This is a genomic window from Couchioplanes caeruleus, assembly GCF_003751945.1.
Classification (GTDB): domain Bacteria; phylum Actinomycetota; class Actinomycetes; order Mycobacteriales; family Micromonosporaceae; genus Actinoplanes; species Actinoplanes caeruleus.
In genome coordinates this window covers 1,087,671-1,110,926 of record NZ_RJKL01000001.1, presented here as the reverse complement: position 1 = coordinate 1,110,926, position 23,256 = coordinate 1,087,671, and the positions used below count along the sequence as shown (strand labels likewise).

Sequence of the window (23,256 nt, the reverse complement as noted above, 5' to 3'; positions counted from 1 at the left end):
CGTCGAGGCCGCCGGCCATGAGGCGAAAGATTCGAATCCGCCCTAGTACCGCTACGGCGGATCCCTACGTCGAGTGCCATGGCCTTGCTAGACCGCGCTCTGCCGCCGCACCCAGGCCGCTACCTCGGCCCGGCCGCTGATCTGGAGCTTGGCGAAGATGTTGTGGATGTGATTCTTCACGGTGGACAGCGCCACCGCGAGGCGCTCCGCGATCTCCTGATTGGTCAGTCCGTTCGCGATCAGCTGCACGATCTGCAGCTCGCGGCTGGTCAGCAGATCGCTGCCAGACAGCGCGAAGGTGCTGCCACCGGCCAGCTCGGTCACCCGGCGCAACAGCTCGGCCAGGATCTCGGGCGGGCAGGTGGCCTCGCCGCGCCCGGCCCGCTCCAGCGTTGCGACCAAGTCCTCCAGCGATGCCTCGCGCGGCACGTAGCCGGCCGCGCCCGCCTCGACGCACGCTAAGACGTCGGGCCCGCTTTCGACGACTCCCAGCGCCACCGTACGGACCTGCGGAGCCGTCGTCCGAAGGCTCCGCAGGACGTCCAGGCCGCCGGGTGTCGCCGTGTCGACGAGCACCAGGTCGGGCCGAGTGCGCTGGACGCACGCGACGCCCGCGTCGCCGCTGTCCGCGGTACCGACCACATTGATCGTTCCGCGACCGTGCAGCACGTCGGCCAGTCCCTCACGGTAGAGGCGAACCGCTGCAATGATCACTAAATCCATGGCCGGCCACTCCGGTCTAACAGATCTGCTTTCTTATCGTGCCGGTCGGCTCGCCGCGAGGACATACGAGATTTGACGTATCCTCCGACTGTCCGACACCAATCATCCGATGGATTCCGGGCCGCCCCGCACGCGACCATACGGGTATGACGGGGACCGGGCTGGACAATAGGATTCTGGATCTGGTGTTGGCGGCGATGGCCGACCTTGACGAGGATAGGGACGTCTGGCCTCGCCTCTTCGATGAATTGACGTCGCACTTCGGCGTCACGATCGGCGGGGTGCTCGACATCGACCGGCCCGGGCTGACCACCTCCACGGTTGCGGTGTGGCCGGACTGGGCCGCACGGATCAGGGTTACGGCCGAGGAGAACATGGCCTATCCGTTGGTGCGCCACTACGGCCGTCGGTGCGATCCGCTGCCGCGCACCCTCGACGACGTCGTCGACGAGTGCCGGTGGCGCTCGGCCGCGCGCTTCGGCCGGATGCGGCGTGAGTTCGGCGGCGCCGGCCACCATCTCATGGTGCCGCTGTCCTGGTCCTCGTCGGAAGTACGTCTGTTCGGCATCGGTCGGCCCGACGGCAACTTCACCGAATCGGAGCAGCTGAAGGTGCGCCGGCTTCAACGCGCCCTCACCGCACTCGATCGGCACCAGAACACCATCTCGGGATGGCGTGCCGCGCGGGTAACCGATCCGCCGGACGCGGAACAGCGTGTCGGCGACCACGGCATCACCCCGCGCGAGCTGGCCGTCCTCTGCCTCTTCGCGAAGGGCCTGAGTATCAACGCGGCCGGCCGCCGGCTCGGGATATCGCCCCGTACGGTCGCCAAGCACCAGGAGAACCTACAGCGCAAGCTCGCCACACCGGATCGGCTCAACACCGTACTGTGCGCCCAGCGGCTGGGCCTCGTACCGGGCAAGACCGCAAGGGCCTAGAACCCGGTCCGAATCCATCGGCCCATGGCGGCGCACGGCCGCAGCCGGTAAGACTCGCAGGGACATCCCGGAGAGCGGGGGAGCGGCCATGACACGGGTGGCGGTCCTCGGGCACGTACGGATCTACCGCGTGCTGATGGCCCGGGCGCTGTCCCTGCCGCCGGAGATAGCCTTTCTCGGCCACGCCGGCCCGGATGCCGCCGGTATCACGAGGATCCGTCGTCTCCATCCTGACGTGGTCCTGGTCGACGTGACGCCTTCCGGCGCGCTCGGCTCGCTGCGCGAGGTCACCACGGGCTTGCCGGGAGTCCGGACCGTGGCCATCGGCGCGCTCGGCACCGACGATGCGGTCCTTGCCTGCCTGGAGGCGGGCGCGGCGGCCTACGTGACGGGCGAGGGTGATCTGAGCCGGCTAGTGGAGACGCTCCACCAGGTGGTTCGCGGCGGCGCCGTCTGCTCACCGTCGATTACCGGTGGGCTGTTTCGCCGGCTCGCCGCGCTGGCGCACGAGCACCGCGGCGTGTGCCCTGCCGAGCCCTTGACGATCCGCGAACAGCAGATCTCCGGTCTGCTCGCCGCCGGCTTGAGCAACCGGGAGATCGGCCGTCGGCTGTTCATCGAGGTCTGCACGGTCAAGAACCACGTCCACAGCATCCTCGACAAGCTCGGGCTGAGCCGTCGCGCCGACGCGGCTTCGTGGTTCGTCGAGACGTATGGCGTGCCGCCGGCGCTCGCGCCCGGCGAGAGATGAGCCCTGCTGAACCCTTTCTGAATCCGATGGCCCATGGGCTCGCGGCGTTCGCCCGGCGATAGTTCTCCTAGTCATCGAAGTGTCCGGCCACGCCGGGGCGATCAGAGAGACGGCCTGGGACATGGAGACGATCGTCGCGACAGCATCTCGTCAGGAGCTCCATGGCGCCGACACGGCCGCGTTGACCGAGTTCGTGGAGCTCAGCCTGGGCCGCAGCCTGCTCCGTCGTCTCGGCCCCGACGTCGCCGGCGTGCCCGGCTGGTCGATTTCGCCGCGCGAGGCGCTGGCGCTGCTCGGATCCGTGACGCCGACGGCCACGGCTTCGGAGATCGCCGACAGGCTGGCTGCCGCCGACCGGGCGCTGATCGTCGACCGCATCGGGCTGCCGGCGACCGTCGTGCAGATCGCCGAGGTGTTCGCGCTCACCACGCTCGAACTCCGGCTGTTCTGCCTCGTATTGGCACCGGAACTGGACGGCCGGTATGGGACGGTCATGGGAGTGCTGCAGGACGATCTCACCCGCCGCCGCCCCGGCCTGACCCTGCTGGCCGAACTCGTGTCCTCGGCCGGCCTGAGCACGTGGAAGCTGCGCCGTACGATCGACGCCCCCACCTCCGCTGTGTCGGGAGGGCTGATCCGGCCCGTCGACGGCGACGCCCTCGCCGTCGACGCCGGGTTGGCGCCCGCCGCGGCTGTCATCGCCCACCTGCTGGCGCCGTCGATCGACGATGCGGTGGCCCGCTCTGGGGCGCGGCTGCACCGGCCGCACCGCGACGATCAACCGACGCTGACCGACGCAGAAGCGGATGCGGCGCTTCGGTTGCGACGCCACCCGGGTGCCCACCCGATCCACCTGGTCGGCGGCGGGCACGCCACCGGCTGGTTCACCCGGCTGGCAGCGGCCGTCGGCCTGCCGCTGGTGGTCGGCGACGTCGAGCAGGCCGGGACCGACGCCGTGGCGGATTGGACGGTGCTCAGCCGGCTGGCCGGAGCCGGCCTGCTCGTCGTCGGCACGAGCGCGGTCGGACCGGCCGATCGGCTGGCGGTGGCGGATCGGCTGTCGCGCGCGGCCGACGCGGTCCGGTTGGTGGCGACCGACGGCGAGCGACGCCCCGGATCCGGCCCGATACTGCGGGCGCCGGCGATCACCGTCGCCCAGCGGACCGACTGGTGGAATCAGGCGGCGGACCGCAACGGGGTTCCGCTCGACCCGGACGACGCCCGTCGCCTGGCCGCCACCGCGCCGATCGACCCGGAGCTCATCGAGCAGAGCATCACGACGGCCCGGGCATACCGCGACGGCCAGCCGACCGTCGCGGCGGTGCAGCGGGCGGCCCGCGATCTCCTGCCCGGCCCGCTGCCGCCGGGTGCCCGCCGGATCGAACCGGTGTACGGCTGGGACGACCTGGTGCTGCCGACGGACCGGAAGGACCTGCTGCGAGCGATTCCGCTGCACGTCCTGCACGCCGGGCAGGTGTTGGAGGAGTGGGGCTTCGCCGGCCGGATGCCGTACGGCAATGGCGTGGCGGCCCTGTTCAGCGGGCCGAGTGGCACCGGCAAGACCATGGCCGCCCAGATTGTCGCCGGCGCGCTCGGCGTCGACCTGTTGCAGGTCGATCTCTCCAAGACGATCTCGAAGTACATCGGGGAGACCGAGAGGAATCTCGACGGCCTCTTCGACGCCGCCGAGAGCGCCGGCGCCGTGCTGCTGTTCGACGAGGCCGACGCGATCTTCGGCAAGCGTACCGAGGTCCAGGACGCGCACGACCGCTACGCCAACGTCGAGGTCGCCTACCTGCTGCAACGCATGGAGTCGTTCCGCGGGTTAGCCGTGCTGACCAGCAACATGAGGCAGGGCATCGACGACGCCTTCGTTCGGCGGCTGCGGTTCGTCGTCGAGTTCCCCCTGCCCGACGCCGCGGAGCGGCAGCGCATCTGGGACCGTGCCTTCCCGCCGGACACCCCGCTAGCGTCCGGCATGGATATTGCCGCACTGGCTCGTCGTCTGCCGATCGCCGGCGGCTGCATTCAGAACATCGCGTTGCACGCCGCGTTTCTGGCCGCCGCCGAGGCCGGACCGGTCAGCGCGGGCCACATCCTCGTCGCGGCCCGACGCGAGCTGGTGAAGATCGGCATGCGCAACGCTGAGCGAAGCCTCGGCGACCCCGCGGTCGTGACACCGTGAGCGCCGACGCCATCGCCGTCGCGACCGCCGAACTGCAGGACCGGCTGGCCGCTGCCATCGGTGCTCCTGTGTACGTCGGCCCGCCCATCGTGGACGACGTCGTCGACCGCAAGCTGTCGCTTTTCCTCTTTCACGTGGTGGTCAATCAGGCCCTCCGTAATGAGCGGCACCTCGTCGCCAGCTCGAACGATCCCCACGATCCGCTGGTGGAGGCCGAGGCTCTGCCGCTGGACCTGCGCTTCCTGCTCTCCGTCTTCCGGTCCAACGGGCCCGGTCCCGCGGCGGATCCGGACGAGCTCGTCACGCTGGGACTGGCGGTCCAGGCCCTGCATGCGAGTCCCACGATCAACGTGGGGTCGGTCGCCGCCCGGGTGACCCCTGAGCCATACCCGATGGAGGAGTTGAGCCGGATCTGGGGTCTGCTTCCGCGGGCCTCCTACCGAACCTCGATGGTCTATTTGGTCAGCCCGGTCTACGTCGCGCTCGCTCCGGCGTTCAGCGGGGCGCCCGTGCGCCGGCGCACGTTGCGGCCGGGCGCGCTCTCCGAGCCGGAGATCGACGCGGTGGGCTCATGACGCGGCCACCGATCGCCTTCGAGCCCGACCTCACCGACGTGGTCACCGCGGTGGTGATCCCCATGGACGGCATCACCCGTCGGGTCGTGGCCATGGGCGTCGCGGTCGAGCTCTGGGACCCGCAGCGCGGCACGGCGCTGCCGAGGCGGCTGGTCCGCAACCTGAGCGGACATCACGTCTTGCTGAACGAGCCGGCCGACCAGGACCTGACCTTCCGGGTGGTGCCTGGGCGGGCCGGCTATCGCGGACCGGTACTCGTCGCGTTCAACCCCGCCGCCGAGGGAATCAGCAGGGTCGTGCCGCTGGAACGACGCCCAGACGCTGATTTCGCCGATGTCACCACCCTGGTGCGAGGCCTGATCGTGCGGTCGGCCACGCCCGTGGCTGAGGCCGTGATCAGCGCACGGCCGTCGCCCCCGGCCGGACCCCAGTTCCCGGCCACGACCGACGAACGCGGCGTCTTCGCGCTCGCCGTCCACCTGGGGGAGACGGGGCCAGTCCGTACGACGCTGCACGTCGAACCGGGCGGCGGCGCGGCCCGGGACGTGATCGTGGACCTGGAGCGCGGCCTGACCCACGTGTTCACCGAGGTCATCGACCTCGACCAGACGACTACACCGCAATTCACCCATCAGATCAGGCCCTGAGGAAGGAGCGCGCGGCCGTGACCGAACCCACGGAATCCGCCGGCGGCGGCGCCGCACAGGCGGCCTCGGAACACGTAGTTGAAGTCGAGATCCTCGACCTCGACGCTGGCACCGAGAACATCGACAACGACAACGACACTCTCGAAGCCGGCGGTGCCGCCGATACGGCTGAGGAGGACGCGGGCGACATCGACGGTGCCATCAAGAAGCTGGAGGCGGAGGCCGGCCGGGCCCGGCAGGCCAAGGAGGCGGCCGAGAACACCTTGGCCGACAAGGAAAACCGGCTGGCCGCTCTGCGCACCGTCCAACGGGAACTCGACGCCAACAAGCAGGCATACGGCGCCGCGTACGACAAACTCAAGCGCGACGAGAAGGCCTACCGCGACTTCCTCACCTCGGAGAAGGGCAGCCTGGAGAAGCTTCTCGGGCCGGTGGCGGACGAGGTTCGCAAGAAGGCCGCGGCGCTTGGCGACGAGCGGAAGAGCCTCGAGCGGGAGGTCGATTCCCGCACGACGGCGGCGACCGAGGCGGAGGCCGCTCGCGACGCCTCTAAGGTGAAGGCCAAGGAGCTGAGCGACCGGTCCGGCGAACTGAAGAAGCTGGCCGCGACGATCACCGCCCGGCTGGCGTTGCTGAAGACCCGGCGCGACGAGATCACCAAGGCTAGCCAGGCCGGCCAGTACGCGCTGGCCTACTGGCTGCTGACCGGCCGTGACTACGCCGCGGTGCTGGATCGCGAGCCGAAGCTGATCGCCCCGACCGGCCTTGCACAGGCGTTGATCGACGCACTCGACGCCCAGGCCAAGGCCGAGCAACGCCAAGCGGACGATGAGCGGACCGTGGTCAGGCACCGGGCCGAGCTCACCGACGCCCGCAAGCGGCTCGACGACCACCTTGCCAACGGCGAAGCCCGGCTGCGCGCCGACCTGGAGCAGATGGCCACGATGGAAGGAGACAAGCCCCATGCCTGAATACCTTGCGCCAGGAGTCTATGTCGAGGAGATTGAACGGGGCCCGAAACCGATCGAGGGCGTCGCGACCAGCACCGCCGCCTTCCTCGGCGAGACCCTGCGCGGCCCGCTGCTTCCGCGGCTGGTGACCAGCTACGGCGAGTATCTGCGCTACTTCGGCAACATCTTCCACCCGGCGAAGTTCATGCCGTACGCGGTGAAGACGTTCTTCGACAACGGCGGTGTTCGCTGCTACGTCACCCGCATCGCCGGTGCGGGTGCGAGGCCCGCCAGCGCCAACCTGGCCGGCTTCGCGGTGACCGCGCTGGGTCCGGGGGAGAGCGCCAACGAGACCTGGGTGCGTATCGGGCCGGGGTCAACGAAGGACGGCGTCGGCAATGCGGTGGGCTTCCGCCTGCGCGTGGACTACTGGGAAGACCCGGCACGCCGCCCCGCCGACGTCGCCGACATCGACAGCGCTCCGGTGCCGCCCACCGTCTCGGAGGACTTCGACGACCTCAGCGTGGAGCCGGCCTCTCCGGCGTACTTCGCCAAGCGGGTCAACAACTTCAACTCGGTGCTGATCGAGCTGGCGGCCCCGGCGGACGTGGCGTTGCCCGGCGACGATGCCTCGGTTCAGCTTGCCGACGGGACCAACGGTGCCGCGGTGACGCCACCCGACTTCGACGGTAGCGAGGATCTCGCCGCTCCCACCGGTCTCGCGGCGCTTGATCTGGACCAGTTCCGATCGGTCGCCGTGGTGTACGCCCCCGGATGCGACCAGGACACCGCCCGCAACATCGTTCGCCACTGCGAGCGCAACCGTTTCCGGTTCGCCGTTATCGACACCCAACCAGGGGTGGCGAACGCCGCCGGCCTGGCGCCTCGCAACGATGTCACCGACACCCAGTACGCCGCGTTCTACTACCCCTGGATCCACATCAGCGACCCTCGCAGCGGCGGGCGAAAGCTGGTTCCACCGGGCGGCGCGGTCTGCGGCATCTATGCGTTGACCGACAACAACCGGGGTGTCTTCAAAGCACCCGCGAACGAGGTCATAGCCGGCGCCATCGACCTCGAGTACGACATCAACCAGGCGACCCAGGGTGTGCTGAACCCGAACGGCGTCAATGTCATCCGTCGCTTCCCGGGCCGCGGCATCCGGATCTGGGGAGCCCGCACGCTGTCCAGCGATCCACTCTGGAAGTACGTCAACGTCCGGCGGCTGTTCATCTTCCTCGAGGCCTCGATCTACAACTCCACCCAATGGGTCGTCTTCGAGCCGAACGACCCGCGCCTATGGGCCAGGGTCAAGCAGACCGTCACGTTGTTCCTGCGCACCCAGTGGCGCGAGGGCGCCCTCTTCGGCGACAAGGAGGAAGAGGCGTTCTCGGTGGCCGTCGGCCGCGACACGATGACCGAGGACGACATCCTTAACGGCCGGCTGATCGTCGAGATCGGCGTGGCGCCGGTCCGCCCGGCCGAGTTCGTGGTCTTCCGGATTTTCCAGAAGACCCAAGAGGCGAAGTCATGATCCCGACCAGCAAGAAGGCCTGACCGATGGCACGCCAAGACCCGCTCCGCAAATTCCGCTTCCGCCTCGAGATCGACGGGCTCCAACAGGCCGCCTTCTCCGAAGTGTCGATCGGTGACCTGGCCAACGATCCGATCGAATACCGCGAGGGCGACGAGCCGACAACGGTCCGCAAGCTCAGCGGCCTCACCAAGTACGCCAACGTGACGCTCAAGTGGGGAATCACCGACTCCACCGAACTCGCGGCCTGGCACCAGCAGATCGTCGGCGGGGCCACGGCACTGGAGGAAATCCGCAAGACCGTGGTCATCCGGGTTCAGGACGAGGCCGGCGCCGACCGGGCGGCCTTCGAGATCACCCGGGCGTGGCCGTGCAAGTACGACCCGACCGATCTCAACGCCACCGGCAACGAGGTGGCGATCGACAGCCTCGAGCTCTGCAACGAGGGCATCAGGCGGATCCAGTGAAAGGGGCCACTGACCCATGTTCTCCACGGAAGTGACCTTCACTCTGCCGAAGGGCTACCTCGACGCGGACGGCGTGCTGCACACCGAGGGCGTGATGCGGCTGGCCACCGCGGCCGACGAGATCCTGCCGCTGCGCGACCCGCGGGTCCAACAGAACCCGGCGTACCTGGCGGTCATCGTCATGGCGCGGGTGATCACCCGCCTCGGGTCGGTGCCGGACGTGAACACCAAGGTGATCGAAGGCTTGTTCGCTGGCGACCTGGACTACCTGCAGAAGCTGTACGAGCAGCTCAACGGCGACGAGCCGCAAGCGGAGCCTGCCGGCGATCGGGGGTTCCGGCTGGTGGGGGAAGCCTCGTGAAGCCGTACCCCCAGGACGAGCTCTACCAGGAGATGGCCTTCATCGCCTACCACTTCCACTGGGCCTGGACCGAACTGATGGCCCTGGAACACGCGGAACGGCGCCGCTGGTGCGAGGAAATCTCGCGGATCAACCGGCAGCTCAACAGCGCGCCCAGCAATCCGTTCGAGATCGCCTGAGAGGTGAGCGATGCCGCGTCCCGATCCGTTCCGGCTGTTCCGCTTCGTCGTGGAGATCGACGGCATCGAGGCCGGTGGCTTCCAGACCGTGGGCGGCATCGAGCGGCAGACCAAGATCGAGCCGTACCGCGAGGGCGGCATCAACGCGTACGAGCGTCAACTCGTGGTGGGGACGACCTATCCCGCGCTGGTGCTGAAACGCGGCCTGGCCGATGTGTCGCTCTGGGACTGGCATCAGGACGTGATCGCGGGTGTCATCCGCCGCCGGACCGTGTCGGTGGTGCTGCTCGACGACTCGGGAGACGAGGTGTGGCGATGGATTTGCGCGGGCGCCTACCCGGCCAAGTGGACAGGCGCCGAGCTCGACGCGATGTCGGCCGCGGTGGCGACCGAGTCCATCGAGCTCGTCCATCACGGGATCACCCGGCAATGACACCCGGCCGGCTGCCTCGGCGCCCCGCGCCCATGGGTCGACGCCCCGGAGACGGGAACGTGGACACCGCACGACCGTGGTCGGTCCGCGCCTACCGACCGCTGGCGCTGATCTTCCGGAGGCCGGCCGGCCCGGTACCCACGGTCCCGGCAGCGCCGGCGCCGCGTGCGCCGGCCCGGGCCGAGCCCATCGAGTTGACACTGCGCTTCCTGCTGCGGCTGCACCTGGTCGAACGGCTGCGAACGGTGGTTCACCAGGTCGCCCCGCCGCCGGGTCGCGCTGCGCTGCCCGCCGTGCCCGGCAGGGTTGCGGGCCTCGCCGATAGCAGGCGAGTGACTTCTTCGGTGCGAGAGCAGGTCGCGTGGATGATGCGCACGTCGGCGGCCACGTCCACGGCGCGGCTGAGCCACGGTGTGACGCCGGGATCCGTGGCACCGTTCTACCGGTTCACGGCGGGTGGCGTGGCGGCCCCCGGACGCAGGCGATCGTCCCTGCTCCGCCCCGCAACTCCACTCGCGCGGGCCTTGGCCGCGGCAACGATCGGGCCGCGAAACGGCCGCAGTCTGGTGGCCCGGCAGCTCTTCAGCCCATCAGCCGAGCCGGGACACGTCCGGTTGATCGCGCTGCCGGCGGGCACGGATGCGCGGCATGCGCTCGTGGCTGCGGCCGGGACCGCAGGGCAGGTAGGCCGGAGCGGGCCGGGGCGGCGATGGGTGACCGGGCCTGGGTGGCGATGGGCGACCGGGACCAGGTGGCGAATCGGAACCGGGCCTGGGTGGCGATTCGCCTGTCCGTCGGTGGCTACCGCCACCGCACCGGCCCCGAGCGAGGTGACGATGGCCAACCAGGCGCCCCCGCACATTCCGTCGGAGAGCCGCCCCTCCGCCACGGACGCCACACGGCGGTTCCGCCGTGCTCCGATCGCCCGGCGACATCTCACTCCGCTGGACCCCCGGCGTACGGCCGCGTCGACGGTGGACCCGGTACGCCTGACCACACCCACCCGGCGACTCGCCGGCCGGCAGCCGCCCAAGGTCGCTACCGCACCGGCCCCACTGGTGACAGCGGCGAGTCGGTTGATCCGGCTCACCACGGTCGGCATGGCCTCGGTCACCCCGGCGAGCCGTCTCGCGGCCGTCGGTCCCACTCTGCCACCGAAGCGCCGCGCCCCCATTGTCCGCCGGCGCCTGAGCCCGCCGACCGGAAAGGCAGACAAGACCGCGGCGACCCGGCAGCTCGCCGATCCGCGAAACACCGCGCCGGCCGCCGTCCGCCCCTACGTGCGACAGGTATTGACCGGGCAGGCGCGCCAGGGTGCGAAGCTGCCGGTTCATGACCGGACGTCGGTGGCCCGCGTCCACCGGACCACCCCGGACCGGTCGGTCACCGCGCTGGTCGCACGCCCTCATGCCGTGACTTTCACGCCCGAGCCGGCGATGGATCTGGACGCGCTCGGCCGCGACCTGTGGCGCCGCTTCGAGCGGCAGTTGCGCATCGAGCAGGAACGTCGCGGAAGGAGGTGACACGGCATGGCACAGGAACTGGCGAAGGCGACCGTGACCCCGCTCGACGGGCGGGCCTCCGGCACGGCGATCAAGGTGTTGTTCAACCCGACCGAGTACACCGTCGAGTATTCGGCCAGCTATCAGGAGACGGCACCGCCCGGACTGTCGAATCCGATCCTTCAGTTCGTGAACGGCAACGCCCGGGTGCTGACCATGGACCTGCTGTTCGACACCTACACCGACGGCGGCGGGGGCAACGTGCTCGACGCGACCGGCCCGCTCACCGATCTGCTCTCGATCGACGGCACCCTACACGCGCCGCCGCGTGTCGAGTTCCGCTGGGGTGTCGTGCGCTTCGTGGCGGTCGTGGAGCGGATCTCGCAGCATCTGACCATGTTCCGATCCGATGGGACGCCGGTGCGGGCCAAGCTCAGCGTCACCTTCAAGCAGTACACGTCGATCGCTGAGCAGCTCCGGGATCCGCGGCGCAACTCGTCCGACAAGACCAAGCGACGCGTGCTCGAGGCGCACGACAGCATCTGGCTCATGGCGGCACGCGAGTACGGCGAGTCGCGCTTCTGGCGGGTGATCGCGCGCGCGAACGACGTCGACGATCCACGCCGGATCGAGCCGGGCCGGGTGCTCGTGCTACCGCCACTAAGCCCCGAGGAGGTGTCCGATGCGGCTGACGGAACTTGAGCGGCGGCACGGCGGCTTCTACGTGCCCGCGTACGCCATCAAGGTGGGTGGAGACGACGTACTTCGGGATCTGTTCCTGGCGGTCACCTCGGTGAGTGTCGACCTGAAGGAGAAGGCGGCGGGGCACTTCTCGTTCACCGTGGCCAATGCCTTCGATTGGAGGGTTCGCCAGTTCGTGGCCACCCGGCGGGCCACCCGGGTCGACCTGCTCGACCTCTTCCGGTTCGGCAGCACGGTCGAGATCGGGCTCGGCTACGGCGACGTGTCCTCACTGGTGCCGCTGCTGACCGGGGTGCTGACCGAAATCACCACGGACTTCCGGGCGGGTGCGACGCCGGAGCTGACGATCAGCGGCTACGACGACCTCTACCCGCTCACCGTCGGCTGCCGTACCCAGCACTGGGAGGACAAGCCGGACAGTGTGGCCGTACGGGATCTGGCCCATGCACACGGAGTCGGCACCGACGTGCGGCCGACCAGCCCGGTGAAGCAGCGGATCGACCAGAACAACCAGACCGATATGGCCTTCCTCGGCACGCTCGCCGCGTCCAACGGCGCGACCTTCTATGAGCGGCGCCGCAAGCTCTACTTCGGACCGCGTCAGAACGAGCTTTCCGAGGCGGTCGAGCTGGAGTGGGGCCAGGGCCTGCTCAGCTTCCGGCCGGAGGCGAGCCTGGCCCGGCAGGTCGGCGCGGTCAAGGTGTACGGCCGGTCGGCCAGCACCGGTGAGGCCCTCATCGGCCAGGCCCGCCGGGGCCAGGAGTCCGGGCGCGACACCCGAGCGCGCAGCGGCGGTGATCGGGTGGCTACCGCGCTCGCGAGAGACCCGGTGCTGAATCTGCCTGCCGCGGTTCGTACCCAGGCCGAGGCCGACGCACGGGCCAAGGCTGTGTTGGAGGAGCGGGCCGAGGCATTTCTGACCGGCAGCGGGGAGTCGATCGGCCTGCCTGAGCTGCTGCCGGACACCAACGTCGGTGTTGAGGGGCTCGGACCGGCGTTCAGCAAGACCTACTACGTCTCGCAGGCGTCCCACCGCGTCGACGGCGGCGGCTACCGCACCACCTTCCAAGTTCAGGAGACGACGATCTGATGGACGAGACACTCTGGTGCGCCGCCGACGAGGCCGCACGCGAGTCCGCCGGCTTGCTCTCCGGCGTGGCCGTCGGGGTGGTTACCGACAACAAGGATCCGGAGAACCTGGCCCGGGTCCGGGTCCGGCTTCCCTGGCACGCGGGATCCGACACGAGCTACTGGGCGCGGCCCGCGATGCCGATGGCCGGCCCCGGGCGCGGCACATACTTCTTGCCCGAGGTCGGCGACGAGGTGCTGGTCGCGGCCGAGAACGGCGACCCCTCGCATCTCTACGTGCTGGGCATGGTGTGGAACGGCAAGCAACTCCCGCCGGAACGCAACTCCGACGGCAAGAACGACATCCGGGTCATCAAGAGTCGGCTGGGGCACACCATCCGGTTCAACGACGACGAGGCGGCCCCGCAGATCGAGGTGAGGCTCGCGAGCGGCAAGCGGGTGGCGCTCGACAAGGACGGGATCACCATCGACGACGCCAACAACAACGTCGTCAAGCTCTCCTCGACCTCCGGCGCGATCGACATCACCGCGGCAAAGCAGATCTCGGTCAAAGCCCCCACCATCTCCCTCGAGGCCAGCGCCTCGATGACCGTCAAGTCCTCCGGGACGCTGACGCTCAGCGGAGCCATCGTCCGGATCAATTGAGTGCGGATCGGCGGAAAGGACACCGGCCATGGGAAGACCAGCAGCCCGGGTCACGGACACCACCAGTCACGGGACGCCGCTCAGTCCCGGACCGGGATGCCCGACGGTGCTGATCGGCGGGCGCCCGGCCTGGCGGGCGGGCTTCGACTTCCACACCTGCCCGCTCGCCGACGGCCCGAAGCCGCATGTCGGCGGCGTGGTGGCGGTCGGCAGCACCAGTGTCCTGATCGGCGGCCTGCCCGCGGCTCGGCAGGGCGACCAGGTCGTCGAGATCGGCCCGCCCAACGCCATTGCGATGGGCGAACCGACGGTCCTGGTGGGATGACGATGGCGACCGACGACGATGGCCTGGGTCGCGAGTTCCTCGGCACCGGTTGGGCCCTTCCGGTGATGATCGCGCCGGACACCGGCCTGATCGCGGCGGTCTCCTACGAGCAGGACATCCAGCAGTCGATCGGGATCATCCTCGGCACGTCCAAGGGCGAGCGGGTGATGCGGCCGGACTTCGGCTGCGGCATCCACGACCTGGTGTTCGCCGCTGTCACGGCGGCGCTGGTCGGTGAGATCGAGACCACCGTACGCGCGGCGCTGCGGACGTACGAGGCGCGGATCGAGGTGCTCCGGGTCACCGTCGACGCCAGCCAGATCGCCCTCGGGCACCTCGAGGTGATCGTGGATTACGAGGTCCGGGCGACCAACCAGCCCGGCAACTACGTGTATCCCTTCTACTTCCAGGAATCGGCGAACCAGTGACCGCGTACGACATGAACCCGCCACCGGCGACCGATCCGCGCCGAGCCGCGGAGCTGCGCGCCTACCTGCGGCGCCTGGCGCCGGTGCTGACCCCGCAGTGGGAGCCGACCGCAGGGCGCGACGACTTCGGCTCGGCGCTGCAGGAGATCGCGGCCCGGCTGGCGGAGGAGACGACCGTACGGCTGGACCGTACGGCCGGACGGGACGCGCTCGCGTTCGTCGACTTTCTCGGCCTTCCCCCGGATCCGCCGCACGCCGCCACCGGGGTGTTGATCCTGGTCGTCGCCGACAACCACCCCGCCGCCGTGCAGATGGCCGCGCGGACCCAGATCACGACCGACGCCGGGCAGTCCTTCGAGACGACGAGAGCCCTGCGGGCGGTGCCCGGCCGGATCGCGGACCTGATCGCCGTCGACCCGGCCACGGACCGGATCGAACCGGCTCCAGCCGAGGTCGTCCTGCCCGAACCGCCCGTGCTGGCGCCGGGCTACCAGGTCGTGACCTTCGCCGCCGCCGCCAGCCAGACGGTTCAGCTGAGTCCCGCGGTCGGCCTGGCCGCCGGTGATCTCCTGCGGATCGGGACGGCGGCCTACCGGGTCGCCGACGCCGACAAGAACGGTTTGGTCACGCTGCTCGACCCGTTGCAAGCCGCGGCACCGGCCGAGTCCGCCGTCACGCGGATCGGGTCGCTCGAGTCATTCGCGCTGCGCGACCTGCAGAGTCACGCCCTCTACATCGGGCACAAAGACCTTTTCAATCTCAACCAGCCAGCGACGATTACGCTGGCCTTCGCGCCGCCGTCGCTGGCCGGCCGGCTCACCGGGCTGGACATCGACTACGCGATCTGGGGCACGCGGGATGGAGCGGCCGGCCCGGGTTGGCAGCCGCTGGACCTGCTCGGCACCCAGGGATGCGGGATCAGGCTGGCCAAATCCTGGCCGGGCAGCACGGGGGAACTGAAGATCGGCGGCCGCCGCAGCCGCTGGGTCCGCGCCCGGCTGCGGACGTCGATGTCCGGTCGGTCGCGCGTCATCGACGCCGCGTCGCAGATCAGTGTCGGGGTGGCCACACCGGCGGGCAGCCGGGTCGGCACCGGAAGCCGGACCATAGCCCGTGCCGCCCACAACAACACACCGCTGTCGACCACCAAGCGGTTCCTGCCGTTCGGGCCGGAACCGCTGCGCTTCGACGAGTTCGCGTTGGCCGCCCCCGAAGCCCTGACGAAGAAGGGCGCCACAGTGACGCTCGACGTGACCCTGTCGGAAGCGTCGCTGACCTCCTTCGACATCACCGAGACCGACGACCCTACGGTTTTCGGCGGTTACGGCACCTCGGGCACCGGCTACCTCGAGTCCATCACGCTGGGGCCCGGTGACTTCCAGTGGCACGAGCTGCGTCCCGCCGACGGCCAGGGCCGCCCGCTGCTGCTCGCGACGCCGCCGGCCGCCGCCGGGGTGACCGGGGCGTCGGCCGACGTGGTCGTGATCCGGGAAGCGAACGGCGACCGGTGGGCCGCGCGGCTCACCCGGGCCGACGGCAGCCTCGCGACCGGTTGGCAGAAGATGCCACCGCTGGCCGCAAGCGCGCCGGCCGGCCGGCTCGTGCTGGCACCGGTACCGGCCGGGACGGTCGGCGTGACGGCCATCCTCCTCGACGTGTCCGACGGTGGCCTGCGGACATTGCAGCTCGACGATCGCGCGCTCGTGCGGACCGAGTGGATGTCGCCCTCGGCAGCGGCGGGACCGCGGCTTCTGGCCGGGACGGAGCGGATCTTCGCGGTGCAGGGGGCCGGCTGGCCTGCACGACCGCAGGGCAACGCGTTCGAGATCGTGGCGCTCGACCAGGACGGGGCGTTCTGGCTCGGCACTGCGGCCGGCGTCTCCGCCGGGCTGCCGCTGGTACTGACCTGGCGGCCGCTTGCCACCCGGCCGGCGGCCACCCTCGACGCCCGTCCGGTGGTCACCCGCTACGACGCGGGAGACGGGAGGCTGTGGCTCTGGATCGCGTACGCCGGCTCGGACGGCGAACTGCACGGCCTCGTCTTTGATGGAGATCAGACCGAACACATCCCAGTCGGTCGCTCGCTGGTGCCGGGAACCGCCCTACACAGCAATCCCTCGGTGCTCGGCGCCGACCGTCATCCCGTGACCGTCGCGCTCGGACCCGAGTCCGCCGACGCGGAGATCTGGCTGGGCGCCAACCGGACCGTCCATGTCCCGCTCCCCGCCGTACCCACGGCCCGCCCGCCGCTGCTGCTCCGGACCGGCGCCGCCGCTGCGCCGCTCGAGATCGTCGTACCCGGCATAGGCGAACGCGTGTTCCGCAGCTCGCTGAGCCTGCCCGTCGCGGACTACGCGCTGCACGACGGCGTCGGGCTCGATCATCCGGATACGGCGCACTGGCTCGAGATCACCGACGACCCGACGGACCCCACCGCCTCGGCGATGGTGGAGCTGCCCGCGGCCAGCCGAAGGATCAAGATCGGGAACCTGCGCACCTACCAGGTCGACGGGGCATCGCTGACGCCGGGACAGACCCTGCGTTTCTGGCGTCTCATCCGGGTCAGCGACGCCGCCCGCACTGCCTCCTTCGACACCGCCAGCAACCGCCGGCTGCTGCACCTGCATCCGGGAGACACGGTCACCAAGCCGGGCCACTCGCTGATCATCGGCAACGCCAGCTATCCCGTGGACGCGATCAACGGCAAGATCGCCACCCTGCGCCTTCCGGTGCTTGGCACCGACGCGGCACCCAGGTACCGCCCCGCAAGGGTACTGGCGATGGGCCCGGTGACCGAGGAAGACCTTGGCACACTCGTCGAACTGGGCGTGGACGCGACGCTGGAGCCTTCTGCCGAGCTGCGGTTCGGAGGCGGGGCCGATCCGGGCGCCCAGAGGGCCGCGGCGCAGCAGAACAACGCCACGGCCCTATGGGTCCGGCTGTCGAAAGCCTGGCGAACCAGACCACCCGACGCAGGCCGGGCTGTGATCGTCCGTACGGCGGGCACCCCGGTCTGGACCGCTGACGCCTTCGCGCGCGGTTACCAGAACCCGGAACTGTCCTGGGAGTACTTCACCAGCCAGGGCTGGCGGGCGCTGGAAACCGGCTTCGTGGACCTGACCCGCAACCTCTCCACCGGTGGGACGATCACCTTCGTCGTTCCCGAGGACCTCACCACCACCGAGATCGGTGGTACGCAGGACTACTGGATCCGGACCCGCCTGATCGGCGGAGACTACGGTCGGCCCCGGTACGTCGTGAACAGCACCACGGTCGACGGCCGCCAGATCCAGTCCGTGACGGTCGACAACTCGGAGCTGCACCCGCCGGAGATCGTCGCGATCGAGGCCAGGTTCGAGCTTGCCACGCTGATCGCGCCCGACGCCGTCCTGGTGGAGAACAACCTGGACGTGCGGGACGAGACCGATGCGTCCGCCGCGGCCACCGCACGGTTCGAGCTGTTCCAGGGTGTGACCGCGCTGGACCCTGCCGCTGCCGAGCGGGCCATCTACCTCGGGCTGACAGCATCGCCCGGCCAGGGCTCCCTCGTCGTCCTGGCGGATGTCGCCGACCAGGCCGGCACCGGTCCGGTCCGGGTCGATCTGCGGACGGCGGACGGCTGGCGGCCGGTGAGCGTGGACGACGGCACCCGGGCCTTGCGCGGCCGGGGGCTGCTCACCATGACGCTCGACGTGGACCCGGTGCTGGTCCGGCTCTTCGGCAGGGACCGGGTCTGGCTGCGGCTGCGCCCCGAAGTAGCCGGGTCGCCGGAGCCTTGGGCGCCCATAGTGGACCGGCTGTTGGTCAACGCGGTCGGGATCACCCATGCCCGTACGGTGGTGAACGAGGTGGTGGGCTCAAGCGTAGGCGAGCCGTGCCTCACCCTGGCGCTGGCCGAGACGCCCGTGCTGCCGGACACCGTCGAACTGCGGGTCCGGGAAAGCCTGGGCGACGAGGAGCAGGCGCTCCTGACGGCTCGGGCGGGCGCTGTGCCGGCCATCCTGAGCGACCTCGAGCTCCTGCCCGGGACCTGGGTGTTGTGGACCCGGGTGGACAGCCTGATCGGCCAGGACGGGGACGCCCGGGTGTACCTGCTCGATCCGGGGTCGGGCCGGGTGCGGTTCGGCGACGGCCGCACCGGGAAGATTCCGCCGGCCGGCCGGGACAACATCCGCTGCTTCGGCTACCAGCAGGGCGGCGGCGCGGAAGGCAACCAGCCGGCCTGGAAAGCGGCCAAGCTGGCTTCGGCGGTCGAGGGCGTCGACACCGTGCAGCTTCCGATCGACACCGCCGGCGGATTCGCTGCACCACCGCCCGAGTCCCTGATGGCCACGGCTGCGCACCGAATCCGGCACGCCGGCCGGGCGCTGAGCATCGCGGACCTCGAGGCCCTCACGGTCGCCTCGTCCGCCGACATCGTCCGCGCCCGGTGCGCCGGCCCGGCCGGTCCCCGCCGGCCGATCCGGGTCACCATCGCCGTCCGCGGCGGCGCCCGGTGTCCGGTCCCGACCCTGGCTCAGCGGGCGGCCGTCGCTGCGACGCTGCGCGCCGCGGGCTGGGGCGGCCTCGGGGCGGACTCCATCGCGGTCACCGGACCGGTGTTCGTCCCCGTCGCCGTACGGGCGCACCTGGTCGCCCCGGCCGACCGCCTGGCCGAGGTGGAGCGCGCGGCCGATGACGCGCTGACGACACTGTTCGACCCGATAGCGGGGGGACCGGACGGCACCGGGTGGCCGTTCGGCCGCCGGCCGGTGCCCGCTGACCTGCTGCGCACCCTGAGCACGATCGCCGGGGTGGACCGGGTGGAAAGCGTCGAGATTACCCCGCGGGGCGGTGTCTCGCTGGACCGGATGCCGGCCGACGGCCTGGCCTGTGCCGAGGTCACCGACATCGCGGTGGTCGTGGATCCGCTGGAGAGCACGTCATGAGCGACTTCGTTCCCGACCTCGACACGGTCGCCTTCGATCAGATGGTCGAGCGCGCTCGGGCGGACATCCCCCGGTACGCGCCGGGCTGGACCGACCACAACCTGCACGACCCCGGAATGACCCTGATCGACCTGTTGGCATGGATCGTCGACCAGCAGATCTACCGGGCCGGCTTCGTCGGTGGCCGGTACCGGCGAGCGTTCGCGGCCCTGCTCGGACGGAATCCGACCGGACCCGCCCCGGCCCGTGGCCTGATCTGGCCGGACCGGCCGCCGCCGGACGGGCGACGGGTGCCGGCCCGCACGGCACTGCTCTGCCTGACCCATCGCGAGCTGGCGTTCAGCCTGGACCACGACGAGCTCTACCTGCCGCCGGTGACGCTGAGCGGCGTGGTCCGCGCCGACGGCGCGGGCATTGCGCTGGACGGGGGGTCCTGGATGGCCGGCAACGGCTTCACGCTCGCCTTCGACGGGCCGCTCGGCGCGGACGCCGACGAGACGCCGGTCGTGCTCGGGTTCGACGTCGTTGCCCCGCCCGGCCTGCCGGTGGATCCGCCGTGGGGGCCGGTGACGTACGCCTACCGGGCGAGTGGTTCCGGCTGGCGCGAAGTGTGCGTCGTTCGCGACAGCACCGCCGGGCTGACCGCGACCGGCGTCGTCGTGCTCAGCATCCCGCGGATGCCGGCAGGTCCCGGCGGGAGCGAGCTGCGGCTCTCCTTCGACCGGGGCTTCTTCCCCCTGACACCGCAGATCCGGGCCGTGGCGGTCAACGTCCTGCCGGTGGTGCAGCTCGGGCACGAGCAGGCGGCCGCATTCCCGGAGAACGCCACCGGCCTGCCGGACCAACTGGTCGAGTTCGACACCACCGATCTGGCCCGCCTGCCCGAGATCACGGTCGGCGCGGACACCTGGGCCCAGCGGGCCGACCTCACCCGCTCCGGTCCGACGGACCGGCACTATCTGGTACGCCCGGACGGGATCCAGTTCGGCAACGGCGTGAACGGGCGGCGGCCCCCGACCGGGGCGGTGATCAGCCATGGCGAGCTGTCTCGCACCGAGGCCACGAAGGGCAACCTCCGCTCCGGTCTACGCTGGACAGTCCCGGTCCTGAACCTCTCGTCCTACGGCCACAACCGGCATGCGCTCGTCGGCGGGCAGGATCCCGGTGGAGACCTGACCGCCGTCGCCCGTGATGCCGCCGTCCAGCGGTCGGCCCTGCTCAGCGACGCCGAGCTTGTCGAGGCCGCGCTTGCCCTGCCGGGCCTGGCCGTCCGCCGGGCCGAGGCACTCGCCGGTTTTGACCCCCGGCTTCCGAACCGCCGGGTCGACGCGGTGCGCACGCTCGTCATCGTGCCGCCGCGGTCGGCCGGCGCCCGGGACTACCCGGCCGTGGTCGCCTCCCGGCTCGAGCCGCGCCGGGTGCTGGGGGAGCGGCTGATCGTCGAGGAACCGACCGTGGTAGCCGTCGATCTGCAGCTGACGCTCACGATCGAGCCGGGCGCCCTCGAGGCGCCATCCACGGTGGAAGCCCGGCTGCGGGATCGCCTGTCGATGGGCGTCCGGCCACTCGGACGCGAGCTCACGGCCGCCGACGTGATGACCATCGCGGCCGTGGTACCGGGCGTCACCGACGTCCCGGCCGTACGGATGGCGAAGGCGGGCGAACCATTCGGTGCCGGCCCGATCGTGGTGCCGCGCGACGCTCTGATCGTGGCCGGCCGGATCGACTTCACGGGCGGGAGATCGACCCGATGATCCTGGTGGACGAACGAGCCTACGACTTCCGGACGGCCGCACAGTGGTCGGCCGGGGCGCGGAGCAACCTGCGCGTACAGGGCGATGTGCTCGCGGTCCCCGCGCGCCTCGCCGTCGAGAACCTGGCCGGCACCGGCCGGGCCGACGCCGGCGCCCTGCTTGCCGTCGACACGCGCGGCGAGCTGCTGTGGCTGCGACCGCGGACCCGGGAACTGGTCGGCTACTCGTCATGGGGAGTGACCGAGGAAGGCATCCTGGACGGCCCGGTCCCCGCGCGGCTCATGGTGGCCGGCCCTGGGGTCGTATGGGTGCACGCCCGAGGCACCCTGGAACGATACCAACGGACCACCCGGCAGCGGCTCACCCCGGCCGCACCACGACCGGGATGGCGGATCGCCGGCGCCACCGGCGACGCGACCGACGGACTCTGGCTGGTCGAGGGCGACCATGCCGGGCACTGGCGGCTGCGGCACGTCGACTGCTGGGGGCAGACCTGCCGCGATCCGATCCCCATCGACGCCAAGGGCGAGCCCGTGATCGCCGCCACCACCGACGGGACGCGGCTCGTGACGCTCGACCCGGTGACGAACACCGCGACGATCCGCGACGCCGCGACCGGCCAGGTCACGGCCACGGTGCCGCTCGACCCTGCCTATCGCGGCGAGTCGACGATGGCGACCGTGGACGCGGACAACCGTCTTCACCTGCTTGGGGCGAACGTCTACCAGTCGCTTCACCTTGCCGACTGCGGCGTCGAGGACCGCCAGGAGCTGCGGATGCCGCTCCGGCTCGGCCGAGCGATGGCGCTGGCGGCCGCCCGTACCGGGCTGGTGGTGGCCTGCACCGGCGGCGTCGGCCGGATCGCGCCACACGACGGGGGGAACGAGGGCCGCCGGTCCACCTTCATCACGCCCGCCCTCGTGTCACCGCTGGGCGTCCGGTCCGGCTGGAATCGGGCCGTGGCTGACCTCTCACTATCGGCCGGCACGACGATCGAGTTCGCCTGGGCCGCCACCAACGACGCCTCGCTCGTCGAGCGGGCGACCGCGCTGCTCGCCGGTCCCGCCAGCGCCGGGCGGACGGACGCGCTCGAGGCGCTGCTGCCGTGGCGCGAGGAAGAGGCGGTCGTCTACCGGGGAACCGACGGCGGCGGTACCGAGGTGTTGGCCGCACTGTTGGACGAGGTGGCGGAGACGACGCTGTGGTTGCGCCTGCGACTGGTCACCCCGCCCGGGCGTACGCCCCCGCGAATCCACCGGCTGCGCGTGCGCTATCCCGCCGACTCGTTGATCGACCAGCTACCTGCCATCTACCGGGAACAGGCGCGGTCCGCCCACCGGTTGCGCAGCGTCCTGGCCCCGTACGAGGTGCTTCTCGACGGTCTCGACGAGACACTGGCCGCACTTCCCGGACGCATCGACCCGGAGATCGCCCCGGACAACTGGACCGCCTACCTGCTGAGTTGGCTGGGTTTCCCGCCGCTCGCCGATCTACCGCCCGACCGGCGGCGGGAGCTGTTGGTGCGGGCCGGCGACCTCCTCGCCGGCCGGGGTACGCGGGCCGGCCTCGAACTGCTGCTCGGACTGGTGACCGAGGGGCGGTCCACGGTGAACGACGCGGCCACCGATTCGGCGGGCTGGTTCCTCGGCACGCCGTCGGCCCGCCTGGGACACGACACGATCGTTCTCGGCCAGATGCCGGCGCCCGCCCGCCCCGGCTCGATGGTCCTCGGCGACACTCCGCTGGGCGCGGGCTGCCCCGATCCCGCCCGGATGCTGGCGCATCGGGCCGGAGTCGTCACGATCGACCTCGAGCTCGACCCGGAGCGGCAACGGGTCCTGGCGCCCATCATCGACCGGCTGCTGCCGGTCTTCGTCCCGGCCCACTGCCGGGTCCGGCTGCGATACACCGGCACGGACGGCCGCAGCCGCAGCCGCCTGCTCGACGCCGACCTCCGGCTGGGCCCCGACGTTACGGACCGCGAGCCGCCCCCGTACGGCTCTCTGCTGCACAGCGACGCCCACTGGCGCCTGAGCACCACCACCCGGCTCGGCCGATGGTCCCTGTCCCGGCCGCAGCCGCGCTCGGTCGCCCTCGACGACGCACCGGGACCGGGCGCCGGGCCGCGTCTGCAATGACA

The 23,256-nt window shown here is 70.8% G+C and carries 21 protein-coding genes; 20 read left to right on the top strand and 1 reads right to left on the bottom strand.

Going from position 1 to position 23,256, the window contains the following annotated elements; all coding sequences use genetic code 11:
* Positions 1-87 precede the first annotated feature (87 nt).
* On the bottom strand, positions 88-723 hold the full coding sequence (locus tag EDD30_RS05285) for a LuxR C-terminal-related transcriptional regulator (RefSeq protein WP_084556344.1): 636 nt from the start codon (positions 721-723) through the stop codon (positions 88-90).
* A gap of 38 nt (positions 724-761) precedes the next feature.
* On the opposite strand from EDD30_RS05285, the gene EDD30_RS05280 reads away from it, so the two are divergent.
* The 20 genes from EDD30_RS05280 to EDD30_RS05185 all read left to right on the top strand — a co-directional run bounded on the left by EDD30_RS05280 (position 762) and on the right by EDD30_RS05185 (position 23,254).
* On the top strand, positions 762-1,661 hold the full coding sequence (locus tag EDD30_RS05280; protein WP_143162651.1) for a helix-turn-helix transcriptional regulator: 900 nt from the start codon (positions 762-764) through the stop codon (positions 1,659-1,661).
* Positions 1,662-1,797: 136 nt separating this feature from the next.
* The gene (locus EDD30_RS05275; RefSeq protein ID WP_244945564.1) at positions 1,798-2,412 is read left to right on the top strand and encodes a LuxR C-terminal-related transcriptional regulator; all 615 of its coding nucleotides are present in this window, start codon (positions 1,798-1,800) and stop codon (positions 2,410-2,412) included.
* A 121-nt stretch (positions 2,413-2,533) separates the two neighbouring features.
* Entirely contained in the window at positions 2,534-4,597 is a 2,064-nt protein-coding gene (locus EDD30_RS39790) for an AAA family ATPase (protein WP_148088116.1), read from the top strand.
* Positions 4,594-5,172 (top strand): Pvc16 family protein, encoded by a 579-nt coding sequence (locus EDD30_RS05265; RefSeq protein WP_071805078.1) that lies wholly within the window; start codon positions 4,594-4,596, stop codon positions 5,170-5,172. The genes EDD30_RS39790 and EDD30_RS05265 overlap by 4 nt, the downstream gene beginning before the upstream one ends.
* Positions 5,169-5,819, top strand: coding sequence for a hypothetical protein (locus EDD30_RS05260; RefSeq protein WP_071805077.1), 651 nt, complete (start codon positions 5,169-5,171; stop codon positions 5,817-5,819). The genes EDD30_RS05265 and EDD30_RS05260 overlap by 4 nt, the downstream gene beginning before the upstream one ends.
* A gap of 17 nt (positions 5,820-5,836) precedes the next feature.
* Complete coding sequence (locus tag EDD30_RS05255; RefSeq protein WP_071805076.1) at positions 5,837-6,790, top strand: coiled-coil domain-containing protein; 954 nt, start codon at positions 5,837-5,839, stop codon at positions 6,788-6,790.
* The gene (locus EDD30_RS05250; protein ID WP_071805075.1) at positions 6,783-8,303 is read left to right on the top strand and encodes a phage tail sheath family protein; all 1,521 of its coding nucleotides are present in this window, start codon (positions 6,783-6,785) and stop codon (positions 8,301-8,303) included. Before EDD30_RS05255 ends, EDD30_RS05250 begins: the two co-directional genes overlap by 8 nt.
* Positions 8,304-8,329: 26 nt before the next feature.
* A complete protein-coding gene (locus tag EDD30_RS05245; RefSeq protein ID WP_071805074.1) occupies positions 8,330-8,770 on the top strand; it encodes a phage tail protein in 441 nt (146 codons plus the stop codon).
* A 16-nt stretch (positions 8,771-8,786) separates the two neighbouring features.
* Positions 8,787-9,131: a hypothetical protein gene (locus EDD30_RS05240; protein ID WP_071805073.1), complete on the top strand. Its 345-nt coding sequence runs from the start codon at positions 8,787-8,789 to the stop codon at positions 9,129-9,131.
* On the top strand, positions 9,128-9,310 hold the full coding sequence (locus tag EDD30_RS05235; protein ID WP_071805072.1) for a DUF6760 family protein: 183 nt from the start codon (positions 9,128-9,130) through the stop codon (positions 9,308-9,310). Before EDD30_RS05240 ends, EDD30_RS05235 begins: the two co-directional genes overlap by 4 nt.
* Before the next feature lie 10 nt (positions 9,311-9,320).
* Positions 9,321-9,743, top strand: a complete 423-nt coding sequence (locus tag EDD30_RS05230; RefSeq protein WP_071805071.1) for a phage tail protein — start codon at positions 9,321-9,323, stop codon at positions 9,741-9,743.
* 797 nt (positions 9,744-10,540) lie between these two features.
* On the top strand, positions 10,541-11,266 hold the full coding sequence (locus EDD30_RS05225) for a hypothetical protein (RefSeq protein WP_071805070.1): 726 nt from the start codon (positions 10,541-10,543) through the stop codon (positions 11,264-11,266).
* A 6-nt stretch (positions 11,267-11,272) separates the two neighbouring features.
* The gene (locus EDD30_RS05220; RefSeq protein WP_071805069.1) at positions 11,273-11,947 is read left to right on the top strand and encodes a CIS tube protein; all 675 of its coding nucleotides are present in this window, start codon (positions 11,273-11,275) and stop codon (positions 11,945-11,947) included.
* Complete coding sequence (locus EDD30_RS05215) at positions 11,928-13,037, top strand: phage late control D family protein (protein ID WP_071805068.1); 1,110 nt, start codon at positions 11,928-11,930, stop codon at positions 13,035-13,037. The genes EDD30_RS05220 and EDD30_RS05215 overlap by 20 nt, the downstream gene beginning before the upstream one ends.
* A complete protein-coding gene (locus EDD30_RS05210) occupies positions 13,037-13,681 on the top strand; it encodes a phage baseplate assembly protein V (RefSeq protein WP_071805067.1) in 645 nt (214 codons plus the stop codon). The genes EDD30_RS05215 and EDD30_RS05210 overlap by 1 nt, the downstream gene beginning before the upstream one ends.
* A 28-nt stretch (positions 13,682-13,709) precedes the next feature.
* A complete protein-coding gene (locus EDD30_RS05205) occupies positions 13,710-14,006 on the top strand; it encodes a PAAR domain-containing protein (RefSeq protein ID WP_071805066.1) in 297 nt (98 codons plus the stop codon).
* The gene (locus EDD30_RS05200; RefSeq protein ID WP_071805065.1) at positions 14,003-14,434 is read left to right on the top strand and encodes a GPW/gp25 family protein; all 432 of its coding nucleotides are present in this window, start codon (positions 14,003-14,005) and stop codon (positions 14,432-14,434) included. The genes EDD30_RS05205 and EDD30_RS05200 overlap by 4 nt, the downstream gene beginning before the upstream one ends.
* On the top strand, positions 14,431-19,362 hold the full coding sequence (locus EDD30_RS05195; protein ID WP_071805064.1) for a baseplate J/gp47 family protein: 4,932 nt from the start codon (positions 14,431-14,433) through the stop codon (positions 19,360-19,362). Before EDD30_RS05200 ends, EDD30_RS05195 begins: the two co-directional genes overlap by 4 nt.
* On the top strand, positions 19,359-21,116 hold the full coding sequence (locus EDD30_RS05190; protein ID WP_071805063.1) for a baseplate J/gp47 family protein: 1,758 nt from the start codon (positions 19,359-19,361) through the stop codon (positions 21,114-21,116). Before EDD30_RS05195 ends, EDD30_RS05190 begins: the two co-directional genes overlap by 4 nt.
* Entirely contained in the window at positions 21,113-23,254 is a 2,142-nt protein-coding gene (locus tag EDD30_RS05185; RefSeq protein ID WP_071805062.1) for a hypothetical protein, read from the top strand. The genes EDD30_RS05190 and EDD30_RS05185 overlap by 4 nt, the downstream gene beginning before the upstream one ends.
* The last annotated feature ends 2 nt before the right edge of the window (positions 23,255-23,256 follow it).

What these genes read in the sequence shown, in the direction of transcription:
- EDD30_RS05285 (WP_084556344.1), bottom strand. Translation starts at nt 723, where the DNA reads ATGGATTTAGTGATCATTGCAGCGGTTCGCCTCTACCGTGAGGGACTG.
- EDD30_RS05275 (WP_244945564.1), top strand. Translation starts at nt 1,798, where the DNA reads ATGGCCCGGGCGCTGTCCCTGCCGCCGGAGATAGCCTTTCTCGGCCAC.
- EDD30_RS39790 (WP_148088116.1), top strand. Translation starts at nt 2,534, where the DNA reads ATGGAGACGATCGTCGCGACAGCATCTCGTCAGGAGCTCCATGGCGCC.
- EDD30_RS05260 (WP_071805077.1), top strand. Translation starts at nt 5,169, where the DNA reads ATGACGCGGCCACCGATCGCCTTCGAGCCCGACCTCACCGACGTGGTC.
- EDD30_RS05250 (WP_071805075.1), top strand. Translation starts at nt 6,783, where the DNA reads ATGCCTGAATACCTTGCGCCAGGAGTCTATGTCGAGGAGATTGAACGG.
- EDD30_RS05245 (WP_071805074.1), top strand. Translation starts at nt 8,330, where the DNA reads ATGGCACGCCAAGACCCGCTCCGCAAATTCCGCTTCCGCCTCGAGATC.
- EDD30_RS05240 (WP_071805073.1), top strand. Translation starts at nt 8,787, where the DNA reads ATGTTCTCCACGGAAGTGACCTTCACTCTGCCGAAGGGCTACCTCGAC.
- EDD30_RS05230 (WP_071805071.1), top strand. Translation starts at nt 9,321, where the DNA reads ATGCCGCGTCCCGATCCGTTCCGGCTGTTCCGCTTCGTCGTGGAGATC.
- EDD30_RS05220 (WP_071805069.1), top strand. Translation starts at nt 11,273, where the DNA reads ATGGCACAGGAACTGGCGAAGGCGACCGTGACCCCGCTCGACGGGCGG.
- EDD30_RS05215 (WP_071805068.1), top strand. Translation starts at nt 11,928, where the DNA reads ATGCGGCTGACGGAACTTGAGCGGCGGCACGGCGGCTTCTACGTGCCC.
- EDD30_RS05210 (WP_071805067.1), top strand. Translation starts at nt 13,037, where the DNA reads ATGGACGAGACACTCTGGTGCGCCGCCGACGAGGCCGCACGCGAGTCC.
- EDD30_RS05205 (WP_071805066.1), top strand. Translation starts at nt 13,710, where the DNA reads ATGGGAAGACCAGCAGCCCGGGTCACGGACACCACCAGTCACGGGACG.
- EDD30_RS05200 (WP_071805065.1), top strand. Translation starts at nt 14,003, where the DNA reads ATGACGATGGCGACCGACGACGATGGCCTGGGTCGCGAGTTCCTCGGC.
- EDD30_RS05190 (WP_071805063.1), top strand. Translation starts at nt 19,359, where the DNA reads ATGAGCGACTTCGTTCCCGACCTCGACACGGTCGCCTTCGATCAGATG.
- EDD30_RS05185 (WP_071805062.1), top strand. Translation starts at nt 21,113, where the DNA reads ATGATCCTGGTGGACGAACGAGCCTACGACTTCCGGACGGCCGCACAG.